Source organism: Pseudomonas sp. H3(2019), from assembly GCF_007713465.1.
Classification (GTDB): domain Bacteria; phylum Pseudomonadota; class Gammaproteobacteria; order Pseudomonadales; family Pseudomonadaceae; genus Aquipseudomonas.
The window spans coordinates 418,277-440,013 of record NZ_VMSG01000001.1; the positions used below are offsets into that span (position 1 = coordinate 418,277).

General features: G+C 59.2%; 18 protein-coding genes and 1 pseudogene. 7 read left to right on the forward strand and 12 right to left on the reverse strand.

Going from position 1 to position 21,737, the window contains the following annotated elements:
- Positions 1–97: 97 nt before the first annotated feature.
- The 4 genes from FPT12_RS02050 to FPT12_RS02065 all read left to right on the forward strand — a co-directional run bounded on the left by FPT12_RS02050 (position 98) and on the right by FPT12_RS02065 (position 6,112).
- Complete coding sequence (locus FPT12_RS02050; RefSeq protein ID WP_054594343.1) at positions 98–394, forward strand: hypothetical protein; 297 nt, start codon at positions 98–100, stop codon at positions 392–394.
- Between the two features lie 276 nt (positions 395–670).
- Positions 671–2,476, forward strand: a complete 1,806-nt coding sequence (locus FPT12_RS02055; RefSeq protein WP_145014414.1) for a phenylacyl-CoA dehydrogenase — start codon at positions 671–673, stop codon at positions 2,474–2,476.
- A 221-nt stretch (positions 2,477–2,697) separates the two neighbouring features.
- The gene (locus tag FPT12_RS02060) at positions 2,698–3,987 is read left to right on the forward strand and encodes a GGDEF domain-containing protein (protein ID WP_145014415.1); all 1,290 of its coding nucleotides are present in this window, start codon (positions 2,698–2,700) and stop codon (positions 3,985–3,987) included.
- Positions 3,988–4,333: 346 nt separating this feature from the next.
- A complete protein-coding gene (locus FPT12_RS02065) occupies positions 4,334–6,112 on the forward strand; it encodes an acyl-CoA dehydrogenase C-terminal domain-containing protein (protein WP_145014416.1) in 1,779 nt (592 codons plus the stop codon).
- Positions 6,113–6,348: 236 nt separating this feature from the next.
- Here FPT12_RS02065 and FPT12_RS02070 read toward each other — a convergent pair whose 3' ends face one another.
- Entirely contained in the window at positions 6,349–7,278 is a 930-nt protein-coding gene (locus FPT12_RS02070; protein ID WP_145014417.1) for a LysR family transcriptional regulator, read from the reverse strand.
- A gap of 101 nt (positions 7,279–7,379) precedes the next feature.
- Between FPT12_RS02070 and FPT12_RS02075 the strand changes: the two genes are divergently transcribed.
- On the forward strand, positions 7,380–8,078 hold the full coding sequence (locus FPT12_RS02075; protein ID WP_145014418.1) for an MOSC domain-containing protein: 699 nt from the start codon (positions 7,380–7,382) through the stop codon (positions 8,076–8,078).
- On the forward strand, positions 8,075–9,352 hold the full coding sequence (locus FPT12_RS02080; RefSeq protein ID WP_145014419.1) for an aspartate aminotransferase family protein: 1,278 nt from the start codon (positions 8,075–8,077) through the stop codon (positions 9,350–9,352). The genes FPT12_RS02075 and FPT12_RS02080 overlap by 4 nt, the downstream gene beginning before the upstream one ends.
- Before the next feature lie 87 nt (positions 9,353–9,439).
- On the opposite strand, the gene FPT12_RS02085 is transcribed toward FPT12_RS02080, so the two are convergent.
- The 11 genes from FPT12_RS02085 to FPT12_RS02135 form a co-directional block, all read right to left on the reverse strand.
- A complete protein-coding gene (locus FPT12_RS02085) occupies positions 9,440–11,272 on the reverse strand; it encodes a S9 family peptidase (protein WP_145014420.1) in 1,833 nt (610 codons plus the stop codon).
- On the reverse strand, positions 11,238–12,413 hold the full coding sequence (gene pqqE / locus FPT12_RS02090; RefSeq protein WP_145014421.1) for a pyrroloquinoline quinone biosynthesis protein PqqE: 1,176 nt from the start codon (positions 12,411–12,413) through the stop codon (positions 11,238–11,240). Before pqqE ends, FPT12_RS02085 begins: the two co-directional genes overlap by 35 nt.
- Positions 12,385–12,660, reverse strand: a complete 276-nt coding sequence (gene pqqD, locus FPT12_RS02095) for a pyrroloquinoline quinone biosynthesis peptide chaperone PqqD (protein WP_145014422.1) — start codon at positions 12,658–12,660, stop codon at positions 12,385–12,387. Before pqqD ends, pqqE begins: the two co-directional genes overlap by 29 nt.
- The gene (gene pqqC / locus FPT12_RS02100; RefSeq protein WP_019693948.1) at positions 12,657–13,409 is read right to left on the reverse strand and encodes a pyrroloquinoline-quinone synthase PqqC; all 753 of its coding nucleotides are present in this window, start codon (positions 13,407–13,409) and stop codon (positions 12,657–12,659) included. The genes pqqD and pqqC overlap by 4 nt, the downstream gene beginning before the upstream one ends.
- Positions 13,410–13,562: 153 nt before the next feature.
- Positions 13,563–14,474, reverse strand: coding sequence for a pyrroloquinoline quinone biosynthesis protein PqqB (pqqB, locus tag FPT12_RS02105; RefSeq protein ID WP_145014423.1), 912 nt, complete (start codon positions 14,472–14,474; stop codon positions 13,563–13,565).
- 85 nt (positions 14,475–14,559) lie between these two features.
- Positions 14,560–14,634: a pyrroloquinoline quinone precursor peptide PqqA gene (gene pqqA, locus FPT12_RS02110; protein WP_003194766.1), complete on the reverse strand. Its 75-nt coding sequence runs from the start codon at positions 14,632–14,634 to the stop codon at positions 14,560–14,562.
- 137 nt (positions 14,635–14,771) lie between these two features.
- A complete protein-coding gene (pqqF, locus tag FPT12_RS02115) occupies positions 14,772–17,255 on the reverse strand; it encodes a pyrroloquinoline quinone biosynthesis protein PqqF (protein ID WP_145014424.1) in 2,484 nt (827 codons plus the stop codon).
- A 48-nt stretch (positions 17,256–17,303) separates the two neighbouring features.
- Entirely contained in the window at positions 17,304–18,098 is a 795-nt protein-coding gene (locus FPT12_RS02120) for a carbon-nitrogen hydrolase family protein (RefSeq protein WP_145014425.1), read from the reverse strand.
- 12 nt (positions 18,099–18,110) lie between these two features.
- Complete coding sequence (locus FPT12_RS02125) at positions 18,111–19,793, reverse strand: NAD(P)/FAD-dependent oxidoreductase (RefSeq protein WP_145014426.1); 1,683 nt, start codon at positions 19,791–19,793, stop codon at positions 18,111–18,113.
- Between the two features lie 140 nt (positions 19,794–19,933).
- Positions 19,934–20,395 carry an Lrp/AsnC family transcriptional regulator gene (locus tag FPT12_RS02130; RefSeq protein ID WP_008067391.1) on the reverse strand — a complete coding sequence of 154 codons (462 nt, stop codon included), beginning with the start codon at positions 20,393–20,395 and terminating at the stop codon, positions 19,934–19,936.
- Between the two features lie 160 nt (positions 20,396–20,555).
- Positions 20,556–21,164: an alpha/beta hydrolase gene (locus FPT12_RS02135; protein WP_145014427.1), complete on the reverse strand. Its 609-nt coding sequence runs from the start codon at positions 21,162–21,164 to the stop codon at positions 20,556–20,558.
- Positions 21,165–21,425: 261 nt separating this feature from the next.
- Here FPT12_RS02135 and FPT12_RS28260 point away from each other — a divergent pair.
- Positions 21,426–21,632, forward strand: a pseudogene (locus tag FPT12_RS28260) (IS630 family transposase); the annotation flags it as partial.
- Positions 21,633–21,737 lie beyond the last annotated feature (105 nt).

Below are 21,737 nucleotides of genomic sequence, written 5' to 3' on the forward strand. Positions count from 1 at the left end.
TGACAAGGCACTGTGCCATTAGTGTTTTTGTCGGGCCTTTTGTCGGTGTCTCTGGTTCAATGGGCGCTGTTTATCCTTTGCAGGATGGAGTTGCTCCATGGACATTTCGGGAAGCACCGCGTTTTATGCAGGTCTGAGTTCGATTCAGGCTGGGCAGAACCGTGTTGATCAGGCCGCCAGCCAGATCGCCGGCACCACAGTTGATCGTTCGGCCTCCAGCCAGTCCTCCGACGCTCAGATCGACCGATTGCGTTCGGTCGATCGCAGCCAGCAATCGAATCTGGCCAGTAATATGGTCGATATGTCCCAAGGCAAAATCCAGGCAGAGCTGGGCGTCAAAGTCGCCAAGGCTTCTGACGAAATGCTCGGTACGTTGATCGATACTTTCGCTTGATTCCTCGCTGAACCTTTTGCCTGAACACCGCCCTTGGCGCGGTGTTCTGTCGGGCATGTCCTTCTCGCTCAACTAATCTTTCCTACACGGTTTGTTTCCTTGCGCACCGGCTGGGGGCCTTTGCGTGTGCGCGTTTTATGTGGGGTATGACGAACGGCAAAAGATCGACGCTTGACAAGATTTCGGCGTAAACGTATGTTTCAAACAACTGTTTGACCGTCACAACAATTCATTGCGGTCGTTCATTCCCGGTTACATCAGCAGAGGTTTATCGCTATGCCTGACTACAAGGCCCCCTTGCGTGATATTCGCTTCGTTCGTGACGAATTGCTCGGCTACGAAGCGCACTATCAGAGCCTTCCGGCTTGCCAGGACGCTACCCCGGACATGGTTGACGCCATTCTCGAGGAAGGCGCCAAGTTTTGTGAGCAGGTGCTGGCTCCGCTGAACCGCGTGGGTGACACCGAAGGCTGCACCTGGAGCGAGTCCGGCGTTAAGACCCCGACTGGCTTCAAAGAAGCCTACAAACAATTCGTCGAAGGTGGCTGGCCAAGCCTGGCTCACGACGTAGAGCACGGTGGCCAAGGCCTGCCGGAGTCTCTGGGTCTGGCTGTGAGCGAAATGGTCGGCGAAGCCAACTGGTCGTGGGGCATGTACCCAGGCCTGTCTCATGGCGCGATGAACACCATCTCCGAGCACGGTACGCCTGAGCAGCAAGAGGCTTACCTGACCAAACTGGTGTCCGGCGAATGGACTGGCACCATGTGCCTGACCGAACCGCACTGCGGCACCGACCTTGGCATGCTGCGCACCAAGGCCGAGCCTCAGGCTGATGGTTCCTACAAAGTTTCCGGCACCAAGATCTTCATCTCGGCCGGTGAACACGACATGGCCGACAACATCGTCCACATCGTTCTGGCTCGCCTGCCGGATGCGCCTGCTGGCACCAAAGGCATTTCGCTGTTCATCGTTCCAAAGTTCCTGCCGAACGCAGACGGCAGCATCGGTGCACGCAACGCTGTGACCTGTGGTTCCCTGGAACACAAAATGGGCATCCACGGTAACGCCACCTGCGTGATGAACTTCGACGCGGCCACCGGTTTCCTGATCGGCCCGGCGAACAAAGGCCTGAACTGCATGTTCACCTTTATGAACACCGCGCGTCTGGGGACGGCCTTGCAAGGTCTGGCTCACGCTGAGATCGGCTTCCAGGGCGGTCTGAAATACGCTCGCGATCGTCTGCAAATGCGTTCCCTGACTGGCCCGAAAGCGCCAGACAAAGCCGCTGACCCGATCATCGTGCACCCTGACGTACGTCGTATGCTGTTGACCATGAAGGCATTCGCCGAAGGCAACCGTGCGATGGTTTACTTCACGGCCAAGCAGGTCGACATCGTCAAGTACGGTGTGGATGAAGAAGAGAAGAAGAAAGCCGATGCACTGCTGGCTTTCATGACGCCGATCGCCAAAGCCTTCATGACTGAAGTCGGCTTTGAATCCGCGAACCACGGTGTACAGATCTACGGCGGCCACGGCTTTATCGCCGAATGGGGCATGGAGCAGAACGTTCGCGACAGCCGCATTTCGATGCTGTACGAAGGCACCACCGGTATCCAGGCGCTCGACTTGCTGGGCCGTAAAGTACTGATGACTCAAGGCGAGGCTCTGAAAGGCTTCACCAAGATCGTCCACAAGTTCTGCCAGACCAACGAAGGCAACGAAGCGGTCAAAGAGTTCGTCGAGCCGTTGGCTGCACTGAACAAGGAATGGGGCGAGCTGACCATGAAGGTCGGTATGGCCGCGATGAAAGATCGCGAGGAAGTCGGTGCTGCGTCGGTGGACTACCTGATGTACTCCGGTTACGCCTGCCTGGCCTACTTCTGGGCTGACATGGCGCGCCTGGCTGCCGAGAAACTGGCTGCCGGCACCACCGAAGAGGCGTTCTACACCGCCAAGCTGCAGACCGCGCGCTTCTACTTCCAGCGCATCCTGCCGCGTACCCGTACTCACGTTGCAACCATGTTGTCGGGTGCTAACAACCTGATGGACATGAAAGAAGAAGACTTCTCACTGGGCTACTAAGCCCTGCGGAGCGCTTCAAACAGCCGCTGCTTCTTCGGGAGCAGCGGCTTTTTTCTGCCCGCTGTATACGGCTGCAAATATTCCCGACTAAAACGCTAAGTAGAACGCTTTTGCTGCCGTTAAAGAGTGTGCGGCGTGATGTACGTCACATTGCATGTGCTTAATTGTCAGGAATGCAGGCACAATGCCATCCATTGATTTGCCGGGCCGGAGCTCTACCCTTGCCGCGTTCTTCCGCTGTACGTCTCAGTCACTTTTTACCCTCATTACTGTTATTGCTTACTGGGCTCGCGGCTGCCTACGTCAAGGATCTCAACGTCTTTTTCACTTCACTGTTCAACGTGCTGCCAACCTTGGTGCTGTTGCTCGGCGGCTCGTATTGCGCGGTTTACCGACGCCAACGTGAACTGTTTCTGATGGTCACGGTGTACATCGCCTACTTCCTGCTCGACACCCAAACCGATTACTACCGTGATTACGGCAAGGTGCGTGACGACGCGGCGGTGGTTTTCCATCTCTGCTGTTTACTGCTGCCTTTGTTGTACGGGCTGTTTGCTGCCTGGCAGGAACGCACCCACCTGTTTCAGGACATGGTTGCGCGCTTCGCCGTACTGCTGGCATTCGGCAGTGTTGCACTGGGGCTTGAGCAGAGTTACCCGCAAGCGTTGCTGATGTGGCTGTCGGAAATACGCTGGCCGGCATTGCATGGTGCCTGGATGAGTTTGATCCAGTTGTCGTATCCGGTGTTCTTCGCCTCCTTTGTGTTGTTGGCGTATCAATACTGGCGCAACCCACGGCCGCTGCATGCGGCGCAATTGGTGGGCCTGCTCGGACTGTTCTGGATGTTGCCCAAGACCTTCATCCTGCCGTTCACCCTGAACATCATGTGCAGCCAGGTGATGTTGATGATTGCCGCGGCGGTCGCTCACGAAGCCTATCAAATGGCTTTTCGTGATGAGCTGACCGGCCTGCCGGGGCGCCGTGCCTTGAACGAGCGCATGCAGCGTCTGGGCCGCAACTATGTGTTGGCCATGAGCGACGTCGACCACTTCAAGAAATTCAACGACACCCACGGGCACGATGTCGGCGACCAGGTGTTGCGGCTGGTGGCCAGCAAGTTGTCGAAGATCGGCGGCGGTGGCCGGGCGTATCGTTACGGGGGCGAGGAGTTCGCCTTGGTGTTCGCCGCCAAAACTCTCGAAGAGTGCATGCCGCACCTGGAAGTCATCCGTGAGTCGATTGCCACCTACAACATTCAGTTGCGTAATCAGGACAGCCGTCCGCAAGACGATCAGCAAGGTCGGCAACGCCGTGTGGGCTCTGGCGCCTCAAGCGTTTCGGTCACGGTGAGTATCGGCGTCGCCGAGCGACTGGAACAGCGGACCCCGGAAGAAGTCCTGAAATCCGCTGACCAGGCGCTCTACAGCGCCAAGGGCGCGGGGCGAAACTGCGTGATGGCATTCGGTCAAAGCCGTCGCGGTGCCGTGCGCATGGAGGGCGCTGCGGGTTGAGTGATGAGCGCGCCCGAAGCGGCCGCCCATCAGGTGGCGGTGGAAGCGGGCAGTGATTGCCTGATGAAACTGCCGGCGGAGTTGTTTGCGCTCTGACGGCAGGACATTCGACATCGTAATCGCGGGCAAGACTTGCTCCTACAGACTACTTTGACCTGTAGGAACAAGGCTTGCCCGCGATTGCGTTCTGGCAGGCGTAGAATTTTCCCGATAACTTTTCAGTGACTAAAAATTACAAACAGGTCACTAGCTGACCCTATGTGTCATAAAAGTTGTTCGGGTACACTCAACACCTTGCTGAAACCCGATCCTACGAATCACTTTTCAAGTTCTCACGAGGTTTGCCATGGCTGACTACAAAGCGCCCTTGCGCGATATGCGCTTCGTCCTCAATGAAGTTTTCGAGGTTGCCAAACTGTGGGCCGAATTGCCCGCCCTGGCCGACACCGTCGATGCCGAGACCGTCGAGGCAATCCTTGAGGAAGCCGGCAAAGTCACCAGCAAAAGCATCGCACCGCTGAGCCGCGCTGCCGACGAAGAAGGCTGCCACTGGAGCGCCGGCGCCGTCACCACACCAGCAGGTTTCCCACAGGCTTATCAGACCTATGCTGAGGGCGGTTGGGTCGGTGTCGGTGGTGATCCGTCCTACGGTGGCATGGGCATGCCGAAAGCGGTTTCGGCTCAGGTCGAAGAAATGGTCAACTCCGCCAGCCTGTCATTCGGTCTGTACCCGATGCTGACTGCCGGGGCTTGCCTGTCGATCAACGCTCACGCCAGCGAAGAACTGAAAGCCGCTTACCTGCCAAACATGTACGCCGGTGTCTGGGCAGGCTCCATGTGCCTGACCGAGCCGCACGCGGGGACTGACTTGGGGATTATCCGTACCAAGGCCGAACCGCAAGCGGACGGTTCCTACAAGGTCAGCGGCACCAAAATCTTCATCACCGGCGGTGAACATGACCTGACCGAAAACATCATTCACCTGGTGCTGGCCAAACTGCCAGACGCGCCGGCGGGTCCGAAAGGTATTTCGCTGTTCCTGGTTCCGAAGTTCATGGTCAACGCCGACGGCCGTCTCGGCGCGCGTAACCCGGCTAACTGCGGTTCGATCGAACACAAAATGGGCATCCAGGCATCCGCTACCTGCGTGATGAACTTCGACGAAGCCGTGGGTTACCTCGTGGGTGAGCCGAATAAAGGCCTGGCGGCCATGTTCACCATGATGAACTACGAGCGTCTGGGTGTCGGTATCCAGGGCCTGGCCAGTGGCGAGCGCTCTTACCAGAACGCGGTTGAATACGCTCGTGATCGCCTGCAAAGCCGTTCGCCGACGGGTGTGCAGAACAAAGACAAGGTCGCCGACCCGATCATCGTTCACCCGGACGTGCGTCGCATGCTGCTGACCATGAAGGCCTCGAACGAAGGCGGCCGGGCATTCTCGACCTACGTGGCCATGCAACTGGACACCGCCAAGTTCAGCGAAGACGCGACCACCCGCAAACGCGCTGAAGACCTGGTGGCCTTGCTGACGCCGGTCGCTAAGGCATTCCTCACGGATCTGGGCCTGGAAACCACCGTCCACGGCCAGCAGGTCTTCGGTGGCCACGGCTATATCCGCGAGTGGGGCCAGGAACAACTGGTGCGTGACGTGCGGATCACCCAGATCTACGAAGGCACCAACGGCATTCAGGCGCTTGACCTGGTCGGGCGCAAGATCGTCGGCAGCGGCGGGGCGTACTACAAGTTGTTTGCTGATGAGATTCGTCATTTCACCGCCATTGCGAGCGCTGATCTGGCCGAGTTCACCCAGCCTTTGAACGATGCGGTCGATACGCTGGACGAACTGACCGCCTGGCTGTTGGACAGTGTGAAAAACAACCCGAACGAAATCGGCGCGGCCTCAGTCGAGTATCTGCAAGTGTTTGGCTATGTATCCTACGCCTACATGTGGGCACTGATGGCCAAGGCGGCTTTCGGTAAAGAGGCGCAGGATGACTTCTACGCCAGCAAACTGGGCACCGCACGCTTCTATTTCGCTCGCCTGCTGCCACGGATTCATTCGCTGAGCGCTTCGGTCAGGGCCGGTAGTGAGTCGCTATTTCTGTTGGATGCGGCGCAATTCTGAGAAGTGTAACGTCATGTAAGCATTTGCTTACGTGACGTGCTGCTGTTTTCCCCTGTTACAAGATTGGATCCAGAGCTAATCTACTTCACATGGACGTCGCGCAGGAAGCGCAAAGCAATAACACGGACACGTAGGATTCTGCCAGGACGGCGGAGTGAAATGGATGTCAGGGAAACAGTCTGCAAAGCCCCGCTTCGGCGGGGTTTTCTTTTGCCTGCGATTTATGTTTTTGCCATTCAGCCCTGAACATCGAGTACCGTCGGGCTCGTCATTCGCCCGGCCGGGCCGCTCATCACGTCTTCCAGCAGGTTGCGCAGCAACTCCAGCGTCGCTTGCTGACGTTGAGCGTCGCGACAGACCAATCCTACTTTCAGGGGGACCCGCGGCTCACTCAAGGGCTTCCACAAGAGCGCCTTCTTTCCGTGTTCCTGCTGTGAGCGACCAGGCAAGACGGTGGCCAGTCGGGTGTGGGGCAAACTGTCGAGAATTCCCGCCATGTTGTTCAGTTCTGCCTGCACTTGCGGGCGGCGTCCGAGATTGGCCAATTGACCCTGCCAGATCTGTCGGACCTGAAACTCTTCCCCCAGCAACAGCATCGGCAACTCCGCTGCCTGACTCATGGATACTTTCTTGAATTCACGCAACGGATGATCGGCAGGGATGACCAGGGTCAGTTCATCTTCATACAGCAAAACGCCATGCAGTCCGGGCTGGCGCGGCGGCAGATAGCTGATGCCGATGTCGAGTGAGCCATTGAGCAATCGACGTTCGATTTCCAGCCCCGTGAGCTCGTAGATCTGTACCACCAGGTGCGGTTGCGCCTTGCGCACACGCTCCAGCATTTTGGGCACCAGGCTGGTGTGAACGGTTTGCAGCACACCGATGGCCAAAGTGCGCAACGCCTGGCCCTTGAAGTTACCCAAGGCCTCGCGCGCGCGCTGCAGACCGTCGAGCAACGGCAGGGCGTGGTTGTACAAGGTATGCGCGGCCAGAGTGGGCAACAGGCGTTTACTGCTGCGTTCGAACAGGCTCACGTCGAGGTTTTGTTCCAGTTGGCGGATCTGTTGCGACAGCGCGGGCTGGGAGATCGACAGGCGTTCGGCGGCCCGTCCGACATGGCCTTCTTCATACACCGCGACGAAATAACGCAGTTGCTTAAAATCCATAAGTAATTCTTATCGAAAAAGCTGGAAAATCGAAATGGCTCAGCGCCTGGCAGAAGCCTAGTCTAATCGCATTCACAAGGCTTACAGGGCCAGAAAGCGCGATGAATACCGTTTACGTTGATGGTGTTTACATAGGCAAGGCAAAAAACCTCGGACAAGGTTTGATCAGCGATACCGACAAACAGCGGATTGCCAATCGACTCTGGTTGTGGCCGCAAGGCCTGGGCAACGATGAGCACGGCGATCCGCGTTTTCATACCGGCCCCGAACGTGCCCTGCACCATTACCCGGCCGAGCACTACGCTTACTGGCGTAAACGTTATCCACAGGTCGACTGGAGCGCGCCAGCCTTCGGTGAAAACCTTTCCACCCGTGGCCTGACTGAAGAGCAGGTGTGCCTCGGCGATATGTTTCGCTGGGGCGGTGCGTTGTTGCAGGTCAGCCAGCCGCGCTCGCCGTGCTATCGGTTGAGCCACCGCTGGGGTGTGCCGATCTTGCCGCAACTAGCGCAGGACACAGGGCGCTGTGGCTGGTTCTACCGCGTTCTCAAACCCGGTTTCGTCAGCGCCGATCAGCCGTTCGAGCTGATTCAGCGCAGCTACCCCGGCCTGACAGTGGCCTGGGCCTTGCGCTGTTTTTATCGGGAGCCGCTTGAGCATGCCGGTTTGAAAAAACTTGTCGACTGCCCGGCGTTGTCTTCGCGTTGGCGTGATATTGCACTCAAACGTTTGCGCACCGGGCGCGTCGAGGATTGGTCTTCGCGTCTGCTGGGTTCGCCGCTTGAGGGAATGCGCGCATGAACCTGTTCAACCTGCGTCGCCAACAGCCGAGTCTGGATGATCTGGTGGTGGAGCATTTTCGGCCCTCCAGGCACGACAACCTTTCCAGCGAGTGCCTGATGCCCAGTGTCGAGCGACCTCTGCACATTTTCGTTCGCGGCCAGGGTTCCTGGCTCTGGGACAGTGGCGACCGCGCGTATCTGGATTTTACCCAAGGCGGCGCGGCCAACAGCCTCGGCCACAGCCCATCAGTGCTGATCAACGCCATTGCCGCTCAAGCACAAACACTGATCAATCCGGGTTCGGGTCTGCTTAACCGTAGCCAACTCAATCTGGCCGAGCGGTTGTGCGTCAGTACCGGCAGCGACCAGGTTTACCTGCTCAACAGTGGCAGTGAAGCGTGCGAAGCGGCGATCAAGCTGGTGCGCAAATGGGGGCAACTGCATCGTGGCGGTGCTTCGCGAATTATCACCGCGAGTGGTAGCTGCCATGGTCACGGCTTTGCGGCCATGTCCGCGTCGGACTGCCAGAGCAATCGCTTTGAGCCGCAGCTTCCGGGTTTCAGCCACGTTCCGTTCAATGATTTACCAGCGTTACATGCGGCGGTGGATGCGCAGACCGTCGCCATCATGCTCGAACCTATCCAGAGTTCAGCCGGTGTTGTTCCGGCGACTGAGCATTACCTCAAAGGTGTCGAACGCCTGTGCCGTGAGTTGGGAATTCTGCTGATTCTAGACGAAGTGCAAACCGGGACTGGTCGTTGCGGCAGTCTGCTTGCCGAACAGTTTTACGGCGTGCGTGCCGACATTGTTGTGCTGGGCAAAGGGTTGGGCGGCGGGGTGCCGGTGGCGGCGCTTCTGGCACGTGGTGAAGCCTGCTGCCTCGAGTCGGGCGAGCTGGATGGCACCCATCACGGCAACGCGTTGATGGCCACGGCAGCGCTGGCGGTTCTGGACAGCGTGCTGGATCACGGCTTCCTCGAACAGGTTCGCGATAGCGCTCAACACCTGCGCGAAGGCTTGAGCCGATTGGCCAACCGTTATGGGCAGGGTGAACTGCGTGGTCAGGGGCTGCTCTGGGGGCTGACACTGAGTGACGATTCGGCTGACGCCGTGGTGAACGCGGCGCTGTACGAAGGTTTGCTGTTAAGCGCCCCGAAACCCGATTGCCTGCGGTTTACGCCGGCGCTGACAGTCAGCAAGGCCAATATCGACGAAATGCTCCTGCGCCTGGCTCGAGCTTTCTCCCGGGTGCGCACGGCCCAACTCCAATGCCGCAAAGGCATCGCGGTCTGAACAGACCAGCCCTTCTCTAATTCCCTAACCGTCTCGCGGTATAACGCAGCGCCCCATGCCTGACTCTTTTGGCATGGGGCGTTTTTTTCACGCGTTCTTCTGCTCCATCACCGCGCGATAAAACAGCCATTCCTGCTCCAGTACATGGGCCTGATTATTTGCCTTGCGAAAACCGTGGCGTTCCTCCGGGTAGTAATGGGCCTGGGCGGGAATGCCGTTGTCTTGCAGAGCCTTGAGCATGTCGCGGGTCTGTTGCGGCACCACCACAGCGTCGAGTTCGCCTTGGAAGAAGATCACTGGCACGCGGATTTCACTCGCGTGCAGCAGTGGTGTGCGGGTGGCGTAGCGCTCGGCATCCTGCTGCGGATCGCCGATCAGCCAGTCCAGATAGTCACCTTCGAATTTGTGGGTGGTGCGGCTCAGTGCCGCCGGGTCGCTGACGCCGTACAAACTGGCGCCCGCGCTGAAGACGTCCCGAAATGCTAGCGCGCAGAGCGTGGTGTAACCGCCGGCACTGCCACCACGAATGAACGCGTAATCGCCGTCGATCAAACCTTGCCCGGCGAGGTAGGCGACCACCGCACAGGCGTCTTCGACATCCACTTCGCCCCAGCTCAGGTGCAGCGCCTGCCGATAGGCGCGACCGTAACCGCTACTGCCGCGATAGTTAAGGTCGGCGACCGCGAAGCCGCGTTGTGTCCAGTACTGGATTCGCGGATCGAGCATCGGGTAGCACGCCGATGTCGGCCCGCCATGAATAAACACCAGCAACGGTGGTTTGGCGACATCGGTCATGGCCGGATAAAAGAAACCATGGGCCTCGCCGGCACCGCTGGGGTAGCGCAGTGTTTGCGGCTGGCTGATGTGCTTGGCGGGCAGCGGTGCCACTCCGCCCGCCAACACCCGGACTTGATGGCTTTTGCGGTTGATGGCGATCACCGCGGAGGGGCTGACCGGCGAAGCCGCGATGCAGTAGACAGACTCCTGATCCAGCGCCAGATTTCGGAAGCGACTGTAGTCGCCGGTGAAATCCTCGGTGGAATTGCCAGAGCACAGCCCCAAGCGTCCGAAACCCTCCACGGTCCAGCTCGCCAGGTAGCTCTTTTCGTCAAGCGGCAACCAGGTGCAACCGCCAAGCTGCCACGGCGCCGGAGCATGATCGGCGTCGCAGCTGGGCAACGGCTGCAAACCAGATCCGGTTTCGACCCACGGCTGCCAGAATCCGGCGCGATCGGTCAGGCAATACAGGCGGCCGGCATCATCGAAGCGAGGCTGTTGCAAGGACTCTTCAGACGCGTCACCCGCTACGCAGCGCGGCCGGCCGAAAGCGCCGTTGGTGTCGCGCTCGGCGATCATCAAGCGGGTCGCGGTCCAGGGTTGATGCGGCCGGCTCCATTCGATCCAGGCCAACCGCCCGGCATCCGGACTCAGGGTCGGCGCCGAGTAAAAGTCTGCGCCTTCGGCCAACAGCTGACGTTTGCCGTCTGCCGGATCAATGACCACCAGGCGATGCTGATTGCCTTGTTCTTCGACGGCGAGTACCTGCCCGCCGGCAAATTGCAGATCGCCGTAACGGCATTCACCAACGGTCAGCGCCTGCGGTATTTCACCGGCCAACGATTGCCGATACAACTGCTGATCTGTCTCGTTGACGAAGACCACGCCGTCATCGCTCAGGCAAAACGATCCGCCACCGTATTCATAAACCCGACTGCGTGCGCTGAACCCCGGCGGGGTCAGGCAACGGGCGGTGTTGTCGCGCCAGTGCCAGATTCGGCAGGCGCCATCTTCGGGGCGGTACTCATTCCAGAACACACCCTGAGCGCCAACGCACAAGTCAGTGAAATCGACGCCGGCCGCTACGGCTTTGAGGGCGCTCAAGGGTTCAGCTTTTAACGATGAGGCGTGAGTTCCGTTCATTGCGAAATTCCAGTTGCTCGATGGTCTGGGTGGCGTGCTCGGCTTCTTCGCGGGCCTTGAGGATCACGCCGTGATGTTCTGACTTGCTGCACACCGGGTCGGCATTGCTCGCGTCATCCGTGAGCATGAAGGCCTGGCAACGGCAGCCGCCGAAGTCCTTTTCTTTCTCGTCGCAGGAGCGGCACGGTTCGGGCATCCAGTCGTAACCGCGGAAGCGGTTGAAGCCGAACGAGTCGTACCAGATGTGCTGCATGCTGTGATCGCGCACGTTCGGGAATTGCACCGGCAGCTGTCGTGCGCCGTGGCACGGCAGGGCGGTGCCGTCCGGGGTCACGGTCAGGAAGATGCTGCCCCAACCGTTCATGCAGGCTTTGGGGCGTTCTTCGTAGTAGTCCGGGGTGACGAAGATCAGCTTGCACGGGTGACCTTCGGCCTCGAGCTTGGCGCGGTATTCGTTGGTGATGCGCTCGGCGCGCACCAGTTGTTCCCTGGTCGGCAGCAAACCGACGCGGTTGAGCTGGGCCCAGCCGTAGAACTGGCAGGTGGCGAGCTCGACGAAATCGGCCTCCAGGGCGATGCACAGCTCGATGATGCGGTCGATCTTGTCGATATTGTGCCGATGGGTGACGAAGTTCAGCACCATCGGGTAGCCGTGGGCTTTTACCGCGCGGGCCATCTCGAGCTTCTGCGCGAAGGCTTTTTTCGAGCCGGCCAGCAGGTTGTTCACCTGTTCGTCACTGGCTTGGAAACTGATCTGGATGTGATCGAGACCGGCCTTCTTGAAGTCGCTGATTTTCTGCTCGGTGAGGCCAATCCCCGAGGTGATCAGGTTGGTGTAGAAGCCCAGTTTGCGGGCCTCGGCGATCAGCTCGGCGAGGTCCTGACGCACCAGCGGCTCGCCACCGGAGAAGCCCAACTGTGCAGCACCCATTTCCCGCGCTTCGCGAAACACCTTGAGCCACTGCTCGGTGCTGAGTTCTTTTCCTTGCTCGGCAAAGTCCAGCGGGTTCGAGCAGTAGGGGCATTGCAGAGGGCAACGGTAGGTCAGCTCGGCGAGCAGCCATAGCGGCAGGCCGATCTCGGGTTTGGGCGGCAATGGCAGCGCCGCTGATTCAGGCAAGCTCGATCCAGTGCTCTGCACGGGCGACCTCCATGAATTGCTCGATGTCGTCACCGAGCTCGGGCACGCCGGGGAACCGGGCATCCAGTTCGGCAATGATCGCTGCGACGTCACGTTCTCCGTCGATCAGGCCACCAATCAGCGCGGCGCTTTCGTTGAGTTTGATCATGCCTTCCGGGTACAGCAGCACATGGCCTTTTTGCGCCGGTTCGTACTGGAAGCGGTAGCCGGGACGCCAGCTCGGGGTCTTGCTGCGGTCGAAACTCATAAGGCGATCCCTTTATGCCAGACCCGTTGCGCGGTCACGCTGTGATAAGGCGGGCGGTTCAGTTCATACGCCATGCTCATGGCATCGAGCATGCTCCAAAGGATGTCCAGTTTGAACTGGAGAATTTCCAGCATGCGCTGCTGGCCTTCATACGTGGTGTAGTGCTGCAGGGTGATCGCCAGACCGTGCTCGACATCACGTCGCGCCTGGCCCAGCCGGGTGCGGAAATACTCATAACCGGCCGGATCGATCCACGGGTAATGCTGCGGCCAGCTGTCCAGGCGTGACTGGTGGATTTGCGGTGCGAACAGTTCGGTCAGCGAGCTGCTGGCGGCTTCCTGCCAACTGGCCCGACGGGCGAAGTTGACGTAGGCATCCACCGCGAAACGCACACCGGGCAACACCAACTCCTGGGAGCGCAGTTGCTCCGGGTCCAGGCCAACGGCTTGGCCGAGGCGCAGCCAGGCTTCGATGCCGCCGTCTTCACCCGGTGCACCGTCGTGGTCGAGCAGGCGCTGAATCCACTCGCGACGGACTTCACGGTCCGGGCAGTTGGCCAGAATCGCAGCGTCCTTGAGCGGGATGTTCACCTGATAGTAGAAGCGGTTGGCGACCCAGCCCTGGATCTGCTCGCGGGTCGCCCGGCCTTCGTACATTGCCACGTGATACGGGTGATGGATGTGGTAGTAGGCGCCCTTCGCCCGAAGCGCCTGTTCGAACTCGGCGGGGGAGAGTGGTGTGTCAGTCATTTCGGTTCTCCGGGGGAACAACCGTAGATATGGGGTGTTGTTGCCGACCTCATCGCGAGCAAGCTCGCTCCCACAGTAGACCTGCTGTGCGCAGAAAGTCGGGTCCGATTCGGACCCCTGTGGGAGCGAGCCTGCTCGCGAAGGGGCCATTTCTTACAACTCGATACTCATGCCATCGTAGGCCACTTCAACATTGCGTCGAACCAGTTCGGCGCGCTCGGCCGAGTCCTCATCGAGGATCGGGTTGGTGTTGTTGATGTGGATAAGCACTTTGCGCTGCTGTGGCAGTTGCTCCAGCACTTCGAGCATACCGCCGGGGCCGTTCTGTGCCAGATGGCCCATCTCCCGGCCGGTGCGGGTGCCGACGCCACGGCGCTGCATTTCATCGTCGTCCCACAGCGTGCCGTCCACCAGCAGGCAATCGCTGCCCGTCATGATTTCCAGCAGCGGTGCATCGACCTTGCCCAGCCCTGGCGCGTAGAACAATTTACCGCCGGTATGCAGGTCTTCGACGATCAACCCGATGTTGTCGCCCGGGTGTGGGTCGAAGCGATGTGGCGAGTAGGGCGGTGCAGCGCTACGCAGTGGCAATGGGGTAAAACGCAGGTTCGGGCAGGCCGGGACAATGAAGCTCTGGTCGAGCTCGATGCGGTTCCAGTTCAACCCGCCATTCCAGTGGGTGAGCATGGTGAACAGCGGGAAGCCGGTGCTCAGGTCTTCATGGACCATGTCGGTGCACCAGACCTGATGCGGGCAACCTTCGCGCAGGCTCAGCAGGCCGGTGGTGTGGTCGATCTGGCTGTCCATCAGGATGATCGCGCTGATGCCGGTGTCACGCAGGGCGCGGCCCGGTTGCATCGGGGCGAAGTTCTGGAGCTGCGCGCGAATGTCCGGCGAGGCGTTGCACAGGACCCAGTTCACGCCGTCATCGGAAATCGCGATGGACGACTGGGTGCGCGCCTCAGCCCGCAGGCTACCGTCGCGAAAACCTGCGCAGTTCACGCAGTTGCAGTTCCACTGCGGAAAACCACCGCCAGCGGCGGAACCTAGAATCTGGACAAACATGGTTGCTCCATCACTTCAACGCTGAAAATAAAAACGCCCCGGACGGGCCGAGGCGTTGTACCGCATGTTCTACCCAAGGGCAGTATCAACGGCTGGCGAAGTACATGGTGACTTCAAAACCGATACGCAGGTCGGTGTAAGCAGGTTTGGACCAAGTCATAAAAACGTTCCTTCAGGCTCGTGAGAAAATTCACTCTATACCTATAGTCCACCTCCTGCAGGAGATGTTCAGAGGCTTGCCGGGCTATGTTACTGAAACGTTTCTGCAAATTGGAGACATCTCTCGAAGAAAGCCCATTACAGCCCCGGTAATGATCGGACTGTCGGTTGCCAGGTGCCATCCGGGCAGGCATCAGTGGCCAAGCATCGGCGGCCACCTGCTGCATCCATCAAGCGCCTTGCCGCGTCGAGCAACGCTGTGCGATCCAGCAGCAACACGACCTGTTGCAACTGCGACAGGTAATCCGACGAATGGCCACCCAGCTTGCCCTGCCACAGCAGGTCAAAGGCCTGGGCAAGTGGCATGGCATTGCCGTCGAGTTGTTCGGCCAGGGTCTGGCGTTGATTGATCAAGGACGCTCCATCGAGCGTCGAGATGAGTTCGGGCAGTTGCTTCAGGAACGCTTCGATGTGTTCGAGGATCTCTTTCACCGGCGCGTTCGGCGATTGCACGCCGAATAGCAGCCCGGTTTGTCCGTTGATCTGACGGACACCGCTGAATACCGCGTAGCCCAATTGCAGTTCGACTCGCAGGCGCTGATAGAACGGCGTTTGGCAGAGTTGCGCCAGTAGGCGCCACGCAGCTTCGTCGGCCAGTTCCTGAGTGGGTGTTGGGCAAAACAGCAGCAGTGCATGCTCGTGGGTGTTGCTCGGTACTTCGCTCCAGAGGTGCTGGCCGGCAATGGAGACCGGCGCGGTCATCTCGCCGTCGGGAATGCCAGGCACGCGGCTCAGGGCGCGGGTGATTGCCGTTTGAACGGTTGTCGGCAGACCTGCGGCCAATCCATCCCAGCGTGCACCGGCCCAGATTTGCTGTAGGTCATCAGCACTGGCCGGCTGCGATGTCGGCTGTGAATCCTGTCCCAGGCAATGTACCGGCAATACCTTAAGCAACTGCCGAATCGCAATCAGCGGCGCTGACGATTCGGTATTGAGCCAGGCATCGGCGGCGGGGTTGCTCAGGCACTGCAACGCCTGTTCGAGAATCGCCGGCATCGGCTCATGCCATCCGCTCATCTTCAGCAACCATTGATTGCCTGTTTCGTTGAAGGACAGCTCAACGCCCGCCTGACGGGCGTCATCGCACAGGCCTTGCAGGCTGCGGGCCAGTGTCGGCTGAAGATTGGCTGGCGGTGCGGAGTCGAGGCGCCAACGCAGGCAAACCACCGCTTCGCCGTTATCGTCTGCGAGAGCCTGACTGAACTGCATCGGCGAGCGTTCACGGCGACTGCGCGTGCGATCCTGGGCAAACGTGCGCAAGCCGCGATGGGCGCTGGTTTGTCCACGGATCAAACCGGCCGGTGCCTGGGCTTCGGCCGAACGCAGGAACGGATTGGAGGGCGGTAGTTGCCAAACGACATCCAGGTTATCCACAGGTGTCGGGTTTATCTGCTGCACTATGGCTTTAAGGGCAATGACAGCCGACTCCGACAATTCCTGCTCCAAATTCTCACTGTCCAGTCGGGCAAGTGCCAAGGCGTTGCTGGTTTGACGCTTGCGCTGTTGCAGCAGGGCATATTCTTCGCGCAGTTCGGACCCGTCGGCAGCGTCGGCGAAGAAGCTCAACCAATCACCCAGCAGCTCACGGACTATCCCGGTCTGCGTTGCGGCACTGGCCGTCAGGTTGAACTCGACCTGCAGCAGCGCTTGCCCGGCGAATTGGTACAACGGCGCCACCTTCAGGCTGTCGATCAGTTGGCGATGGCGTAATTCGGCAAACAAACCTCCCGGTTTCGACGCATTCAGCCAGGTGCAGAGAAAATCCAGCGCCTCACGGGATACGTTCGGTAAGGCTTCGAATGCAAACAGCAGGTTGAGTCGGCGTTCATCAGCCAGTTGATAACGATGGTTTGCGGTTGCCATCAACGCGGGCGGGGCGCTTTGCGGTTGCTGTTTACCGACGGCGAAGTCGGCGCTCAAGCGTTCGGCCAGGCTACGCAATTCATCCACAGACTGCGGACCGGCAAGGCTCAAGGTCATTTGGCCAGTCTGAAAGAAGCGCTGATAGAAGGTCTTCAGCGCCTGTTGAAACTCAGGCTGCTGCACCGCCAGGCTGTCGCGATTGCCGGCATGGAAACCGCGCAATGGATGATCTGATGCAAGCCCGTCGAACAATGCGACCTGTCGTTGCGCCTCAGGATCCTGAGACCAGGCGATGAATTCGGCTTCCAGGACTTCCCGTTCACGCAACTGATCGTCCGGATCCAGACGCGGGTGGGCGAGCATGTCGCACAAGCGCTCAAGCCCTCCAGAAAAGGCCTGAGGCGGTAATTCGAAGAAGAAGTCGGTGGTGCGTTCGCGAGTGCTGGCGTTCAGTTGCCCGCCATGACGTTGCACGTAGGCCATCACCCCATCGCTTGCCGGAAAACGCTCGGTGCCGAGAAAGAACAAGTGTTCAAGAAAATGCGCCAACCCGGGCCAGGTCAGCGGCGCATCGTGGCTGCCGGCGGCAATCCGTAAAACAGCGGCGCAGCGTTTCAAACCGGGCGCATGACGAAGTGAAACCCGCAGGCCGTTGGCAAGGGTTTCTCCATGAGGGTGAAGGTGGGTCGGCGCAGGCATGAGCACTTCCGCTACTTAAGAAGTGCTCATGCTAGCGAAAACATAGGATCAGCGCTTGTTCAGCTCGCCGTAGAGCTCTGGCCGACGATCGAGAAAGTAGCGATTGGCGGCGCGAGAATCGAGCATCAACTGCCGATCCAGCGTACCAACGATCAGCGCTTCATCCAGGCCGGCCTGGGCGATGCGACTGCCATCCGGTGCGGCGATGCTGCTCTGACCGCAGTAGTGGATCTCACCCTCATGGCCACAGTAATTGGCGTACGCCACGTAACATTGGTTCTCGAAGGCCCGCGAGCGCACGGTGACATCGGCGATGAAGTCGTAGGGAATCATGTTCGCCGTCGGCACCAGAATCAGCTCGGCACCGGCCAGCGCCAGGCGCCGGGCGTTTTCCGGAAACTCCAGGTCGTAGCAGATCAAAAAGCCCAGCTTCCAGCCATTGAGCTCCACCAATGGAAACTCATCCGGCCCAACGCTGAACATCGAATGATCGAGTTCGCCGAATAAGTGAGTCTTGCGGTAGTTAGCCAGACGCTGGCCCCGGCTGTCGATCAACTGCACGGCGTTATAGATCTGCCCGTCCTCGGCGCGTTCCGGATAGCCATACACAATGGCAATACCGGAAGCCTTGGCGATGCTCGCAATGTACTGCGCTGATGCGCCGTCTTGCGCTTCGGCCAATGCGCCAACCGCTTCGGCGCCGATGTTGTAGCCGGTCAGGAACATCTCCGGGAACACCAGCAGATCGGCGCCTTTGGCCTCTGTCGCAAGCTTTTGCAGGCGTTGCAAATTGCCGGCAACGTCGAGCGGCAGCGGCGGGCATTGGTAGAGCGCTACGCGCATTTCGGAGTCCTCTTACTCGGGCAGGGCAATCGGGCCGATTTCATGAAACACATCGCCCGGGCCTGGGTTTTCGACGTGGGTTTTACCGCCGAAGTGATTCATGATGCCCCATACCGCGTTGAGCGAGGTCTGTACCGCGCCTTCGACCCAGGCCGGTGTCCACGAAACGTCGTCGCCAGCGATAAAAATCCCACGCTGCTCAGCAGGCATGTCCTGTTGCATGAAGTGCGCGTACATCCGCTGGTTGTAGCGATAGTGGCCGGGCAGGGCGCCTTTGAATGCACCGAGGAAATGCGGGTCGGCTTCCCAGGACACCGTAATCGGGTCGCCGATGATGCGCGCGGCGATGTCGACTTTTGGATAGATCTTCTTCAATGCATCCAACGCTAGCTTCACGCGTTTTTCGATCGGTTGCGGAAGCATTTTCAGCGCGTCGCTCATCCACGAATACGACAGGCAAATCACGCCTGGCTTGTCGTCGCCGTTATCGAACAGGTAGGTGCCACGGGTCAGGCGATCGGTGAGGGTCATGCTCATCAGGTCGCGACCGGTTTCCGGGTCTTTGTCTTTCCAGAATGGCCGGTCGACCATCACGAAGGTTTTCGACGATTGCATGTAGCGAGTGCGGTCCAGGGCCATCCACATTTTTTGCGAGAACAGCGACTCTTCGCACTCGATCTGAGTGGTCAGCAGCCAGCTCTGGCAGGTGGTCAGCACAGCGGCGTATTCGCGGGTGTCACCCCAGTTGTCGGTCACGCTGAAGCGGCCGTCGGCGGCGCGCGCGATGCGTTTGACCCCGGTGCGTGGTGCACCGTTGTGCAGCGAGCTAAGGCTGGTGCCTCCCGGCCAGTGAGCGCAGCGCTCCGGCACATGGCGCCAGATGCCCAGCGGCACCTGCTCCACACCGCCGACCACCAGGTGTTGGTGATCGTCGCAGTTGGTCATGACTACGCGGAAGATTTCCAGCATCGAATTCGGGAAGTCCGAGTCCCAGCCGCCGGTGCCGAAGCCGACCTGGCCGAACACTTCGCGGTGATGGAACGACAGCTTGGCGAAGGCTTTGGAGGTGGCGACGAAGTCGTAGAAGGTCCGGTCATCCCACAGCGGAACGAGGGTGTTCCACAGCTCTTTGAGGCGCGGTACATCGCGATCGCGGATCGCTTGCTGAATCTCGCCAAAGCGTGAGCCGTCCTCCAGTGCATCCGCCCAGGCGTCGGCCACTTCCTGGAACAGTGCAGGAAGGTCGGCGAGCTTCTGTGCGTAATGGGTCTGGCCTTCCAGGTCGATGACGGTGCTGCCGGAGGCAGGCGTCAGCGGGTTAGGGAAAGGCTTGGTTTCAAGACCGAGCTTGTCAACGTAGTGATAGAACGCTGTGGACGACACCGGGAAGCGCATGCCGCCCAACTCGGCGATGATCCCTTCAGCGCCTTCGAAGGCCTGGGAGCGCAAACGGCCGCCCATTTTCGACGCTTCGTACACGACCGGTTTAAGGCCCAGCTTCATCAGCTCGTAAGCGGCTACCAGACCTGCGATGCCGGCGCCGACAATCGCTACTTCCGCGCCGTGGTTGTGCGCAGGAATACTGCCTAGACCGGCTGGGTGTTCGATCCAGTCGTCAAAGGCGAATGGAAAGTCCGGGCCGAAAATGGTGACTGGTTTTTTACCGTCTGCAGGATGGCGATTGTTCTTGTTCATGGCTGACCTTGCTGGCGACTCGCACTCGGTGCTGAGTATAGGAAAAGACTGTCGCCATTCTAGGGAGCGTAGAGCACGTTAATAAGACGCAATGTGTCGTCGTTCTGCAGGTTGTTGATGCAATGTGACGAGTGTATCGGTCAAACTGGCTGGCCGCGGTCAATCTTGCTGCTGAGGATGATCGAAGTGGTGGTTTTTTCTACGCCATCGACGCTGCCGATCTGGTCGAGCAACTGGTCGAGTTGTTCCGGTGAATCAGTTCGCAGCCAGGCCACGTAATCGAATTCGCCACTGACCGCACACAACTGCTGGACCTGCGCCATGGCGCTGAGCCGACGCAGCACTTCCTTGCCAGAGCGCGGCTGCACGGTGATCCCGACATAAGCCTGCAAACCGCCATCGACCACCCGCTGCCCAAGCCGCACGCCATAACCGGTAATGACCCGAGCCTTTTCCAGCCGTGCCAGTCGTGAGGTCACCGTGGTGCGTGCAATCCCCAATTGCCGGGCGAGCATGGCCACGCTTTCACGGGCATTGATCTGCAAGGCCGCGATCAACTGGCGGTCGATTTCGTCGAGGACGGGAGGGCGTGTATCAGGCAAGGTCATCTCCGGCGGCACGTTTCGGTGGGCGAGCATGTTACACGTTGCCGGAAAAGGGGAGCAGGCTCACAGAACTCCCATGTGAATCTCCGTTTCTCATTCCAAGGCAGCTGTCGAATGTCTTCGGCGAACGCAAACACTGACTGGGATACCCCAGCGGCTAAACCTGTGTCTCGTGCTCAAGAAGCCTCGCAACAGTTGCATGTACTTCTGGAAACTGTACAAATCCCTCGCGATCGAGAAAGTGTCCGCCGCCACTAACGACTTGTTGCTCGGCGTTGAGATTGCGGGAAAGTTCGATCGATGCTGCCGGCTCAACAATTGAATCGTTGTCGGAAAACAGCGAGATGATTTTCTGCGTACGACGGCAAACCTCCGCGTGGTCTAGCGGTGCATCTGTGAAGGCGTGTAGTTCTGGCAACTTAGACACCGTTCTATCGAAGCCGGAGACCAGCAAGACTCCGCCAGCTAGGGTGTGTGCGGGTAAGGACAACAAATGCCGTAGAGCAGTGATGCATCCAAGACTATGCCCTATGAGGATTGTGTTTGTGTCGGCTGCTGGCAGTGATTGCTGCAACGCCAATGCCCACTTTATTGGATCGGGATTGAACGAATCAGGCATAGCTGGAATGCTAACTCGCGCTCCTTGCGCCCGTAGCACCTCCGCCAACCAAGGAAACCAGTTCACATTGGGCGAGGCAGTATAACCATGCACAATTACAATGTGTTTACCGTCATAGCGGTTCGATGTTCTGTTGACTGCATGCATATTGGGTATCAGAAATCAGCGGATTGATCGGCCACTGATACTACACTTTCTCTGTCATTCAGCGCTCGGGGGAACGCTAGTGAACGCCCAAGAGATCGTCCTCAGCCCAGAAGAACAAGCCGAACTGAGCCGACGAGTACGCTCGGCTACCATCAGTCAGCGCGACGGCCGTCGCGCCCGGCTGATCCTGCTGGCAGCCCAAGGTTGTTTGCGGATAGAGATCGCTCGTTTGACCGGATTCTCACTCCCCACAATCACCTGTTGGTGCCAGCGTTTTCACGTGACATCACGGTGTACTTACGCGAGGGCAGTTTCAGCTCGGTTCGCGAATTGGAGAGTTCGATTACCACGTTCCTGGCATTGCGAAATGCGCAGCCAACCCGCTATGTGTGGAATGCGAAGGGAGAGGATATCTTGAACAAGATACAGCGAGCCCGTGAGGCAATGGCCTCACAGGCTGGCGGGTAAGTTATTTTCAAAACAGCACACTAGCGAAAACTTTTAAGCACGACCGAATGGGGGCGTTATGCCATGAAGGCGCGAATTGATCGCGCTGTTGATGCTGTAGGAGCA

What these genes read in the sequence shown, in the direction of transcription:
- FPT12_RS02125 (WP_145014426.1), bottom strand. Translation starts at nt 19,793, where the DNA reads ATGAACAAGAACAATCGCCATCCTGCAGACGGTAAAAAACCAGTCACC.
- FPT12_RS02070 (WP_145014417.1), bottom strand. Translation starts at nt 7,278, where the DNA reads ATGGATTTTAAGCAACTGCGTTATTTCGTCGCGGTGTATGAAGAAGGC.
- pqqD (WP_145014422.1), bottom strand. Translation starts at nt 12,660, where the DNA reads ATGAGTTTCGACCGCAGCAAGACCCCGAGCTGGCGTCCCGGCTACCGC.
- FPT12_RS02135 (WP_145014427.1), bottom strand. Translation starts at nt 21,164, where the DNA reads ATGCATGCAGTCAACAGAACATCGAACCGCTATGACGGTAAACACATT.
- FPT12_RS02075 (WP_145014418.1), top strand. Translation starts at nt 7,380, where the DNA reads ATGAATACCGTTTACGTTGATGGTGTTTACATAGGCAAGGCAAAAAAC.
- FPT12_RS02080 (WP_145014419.1), top strand. Translation starts at nt 8,075, where the DNA reads ATGAACCTGTTCAACCTGCGTCGCCAACAGCCGAGTCTGGATGATCTG.
- FPT12_RS02120 (WP_145014425.1), bottom strand. Translation starts at nt 18,098, where the DNA reads ATGCGCGTAGCGCTCTACCAATGCCCGCCGCTGCCGCTCGACGTTGCC.
- pqqB (WP_145014423.1), bottom strand. Translation starts at nt 14,474, where the DNA reads ATGTTTGTCCAGATTCTAGGTTCCGCCGCTGGCGGTGGTTTTCCGCAG.
- pqqF (WP_145014424.1), bottom strand. Translation starts at nt 17,255, where the DNA reads ATGCCTGCGCCGACCCACCTTCACCCTCATGGAGAAACCCTTGCCAAC.
- FPT12_RS02055 (WP_145014414.1), top strand. Translation starts at nt 671, where the DNA reads ATGCCTGACTACAAGGCCCCCTTGCGTGATATTCGCTTCGTTCGTGAC.
- pqqC (WP_019693948.1), bottom strand. Translation starts at nt 13,409, where the DNA reads ATGACTGACACACCACTCTCCCCCGCCGAGTTCGAACAGGCGCTTCGG.
- FPT12_RS02065 (WP_145014416.1), top strand. Translation starts at nt 4,334, where the DNA reads ATGGCTGACTACAAAGCGCCCTTGCGCGATATGCGCTTCGTCCTCAAT.
- FPT12_RS02085 (WP_145014420.1), bottom strand. Translation starts at nt 11,272, where the DNA reads ATGAACGGAACTCACGCCTCATCGTTAAAAGCTGAACCCTTGAGCGCC.
- FPT12_RS02050 (WP_054594343.1), top strand. Translation starts at nt 98, where the DNA reads ATGGACATTTCGGGAAGCACCGCGTTTTATGCAGGTCTGAGTTCGATT.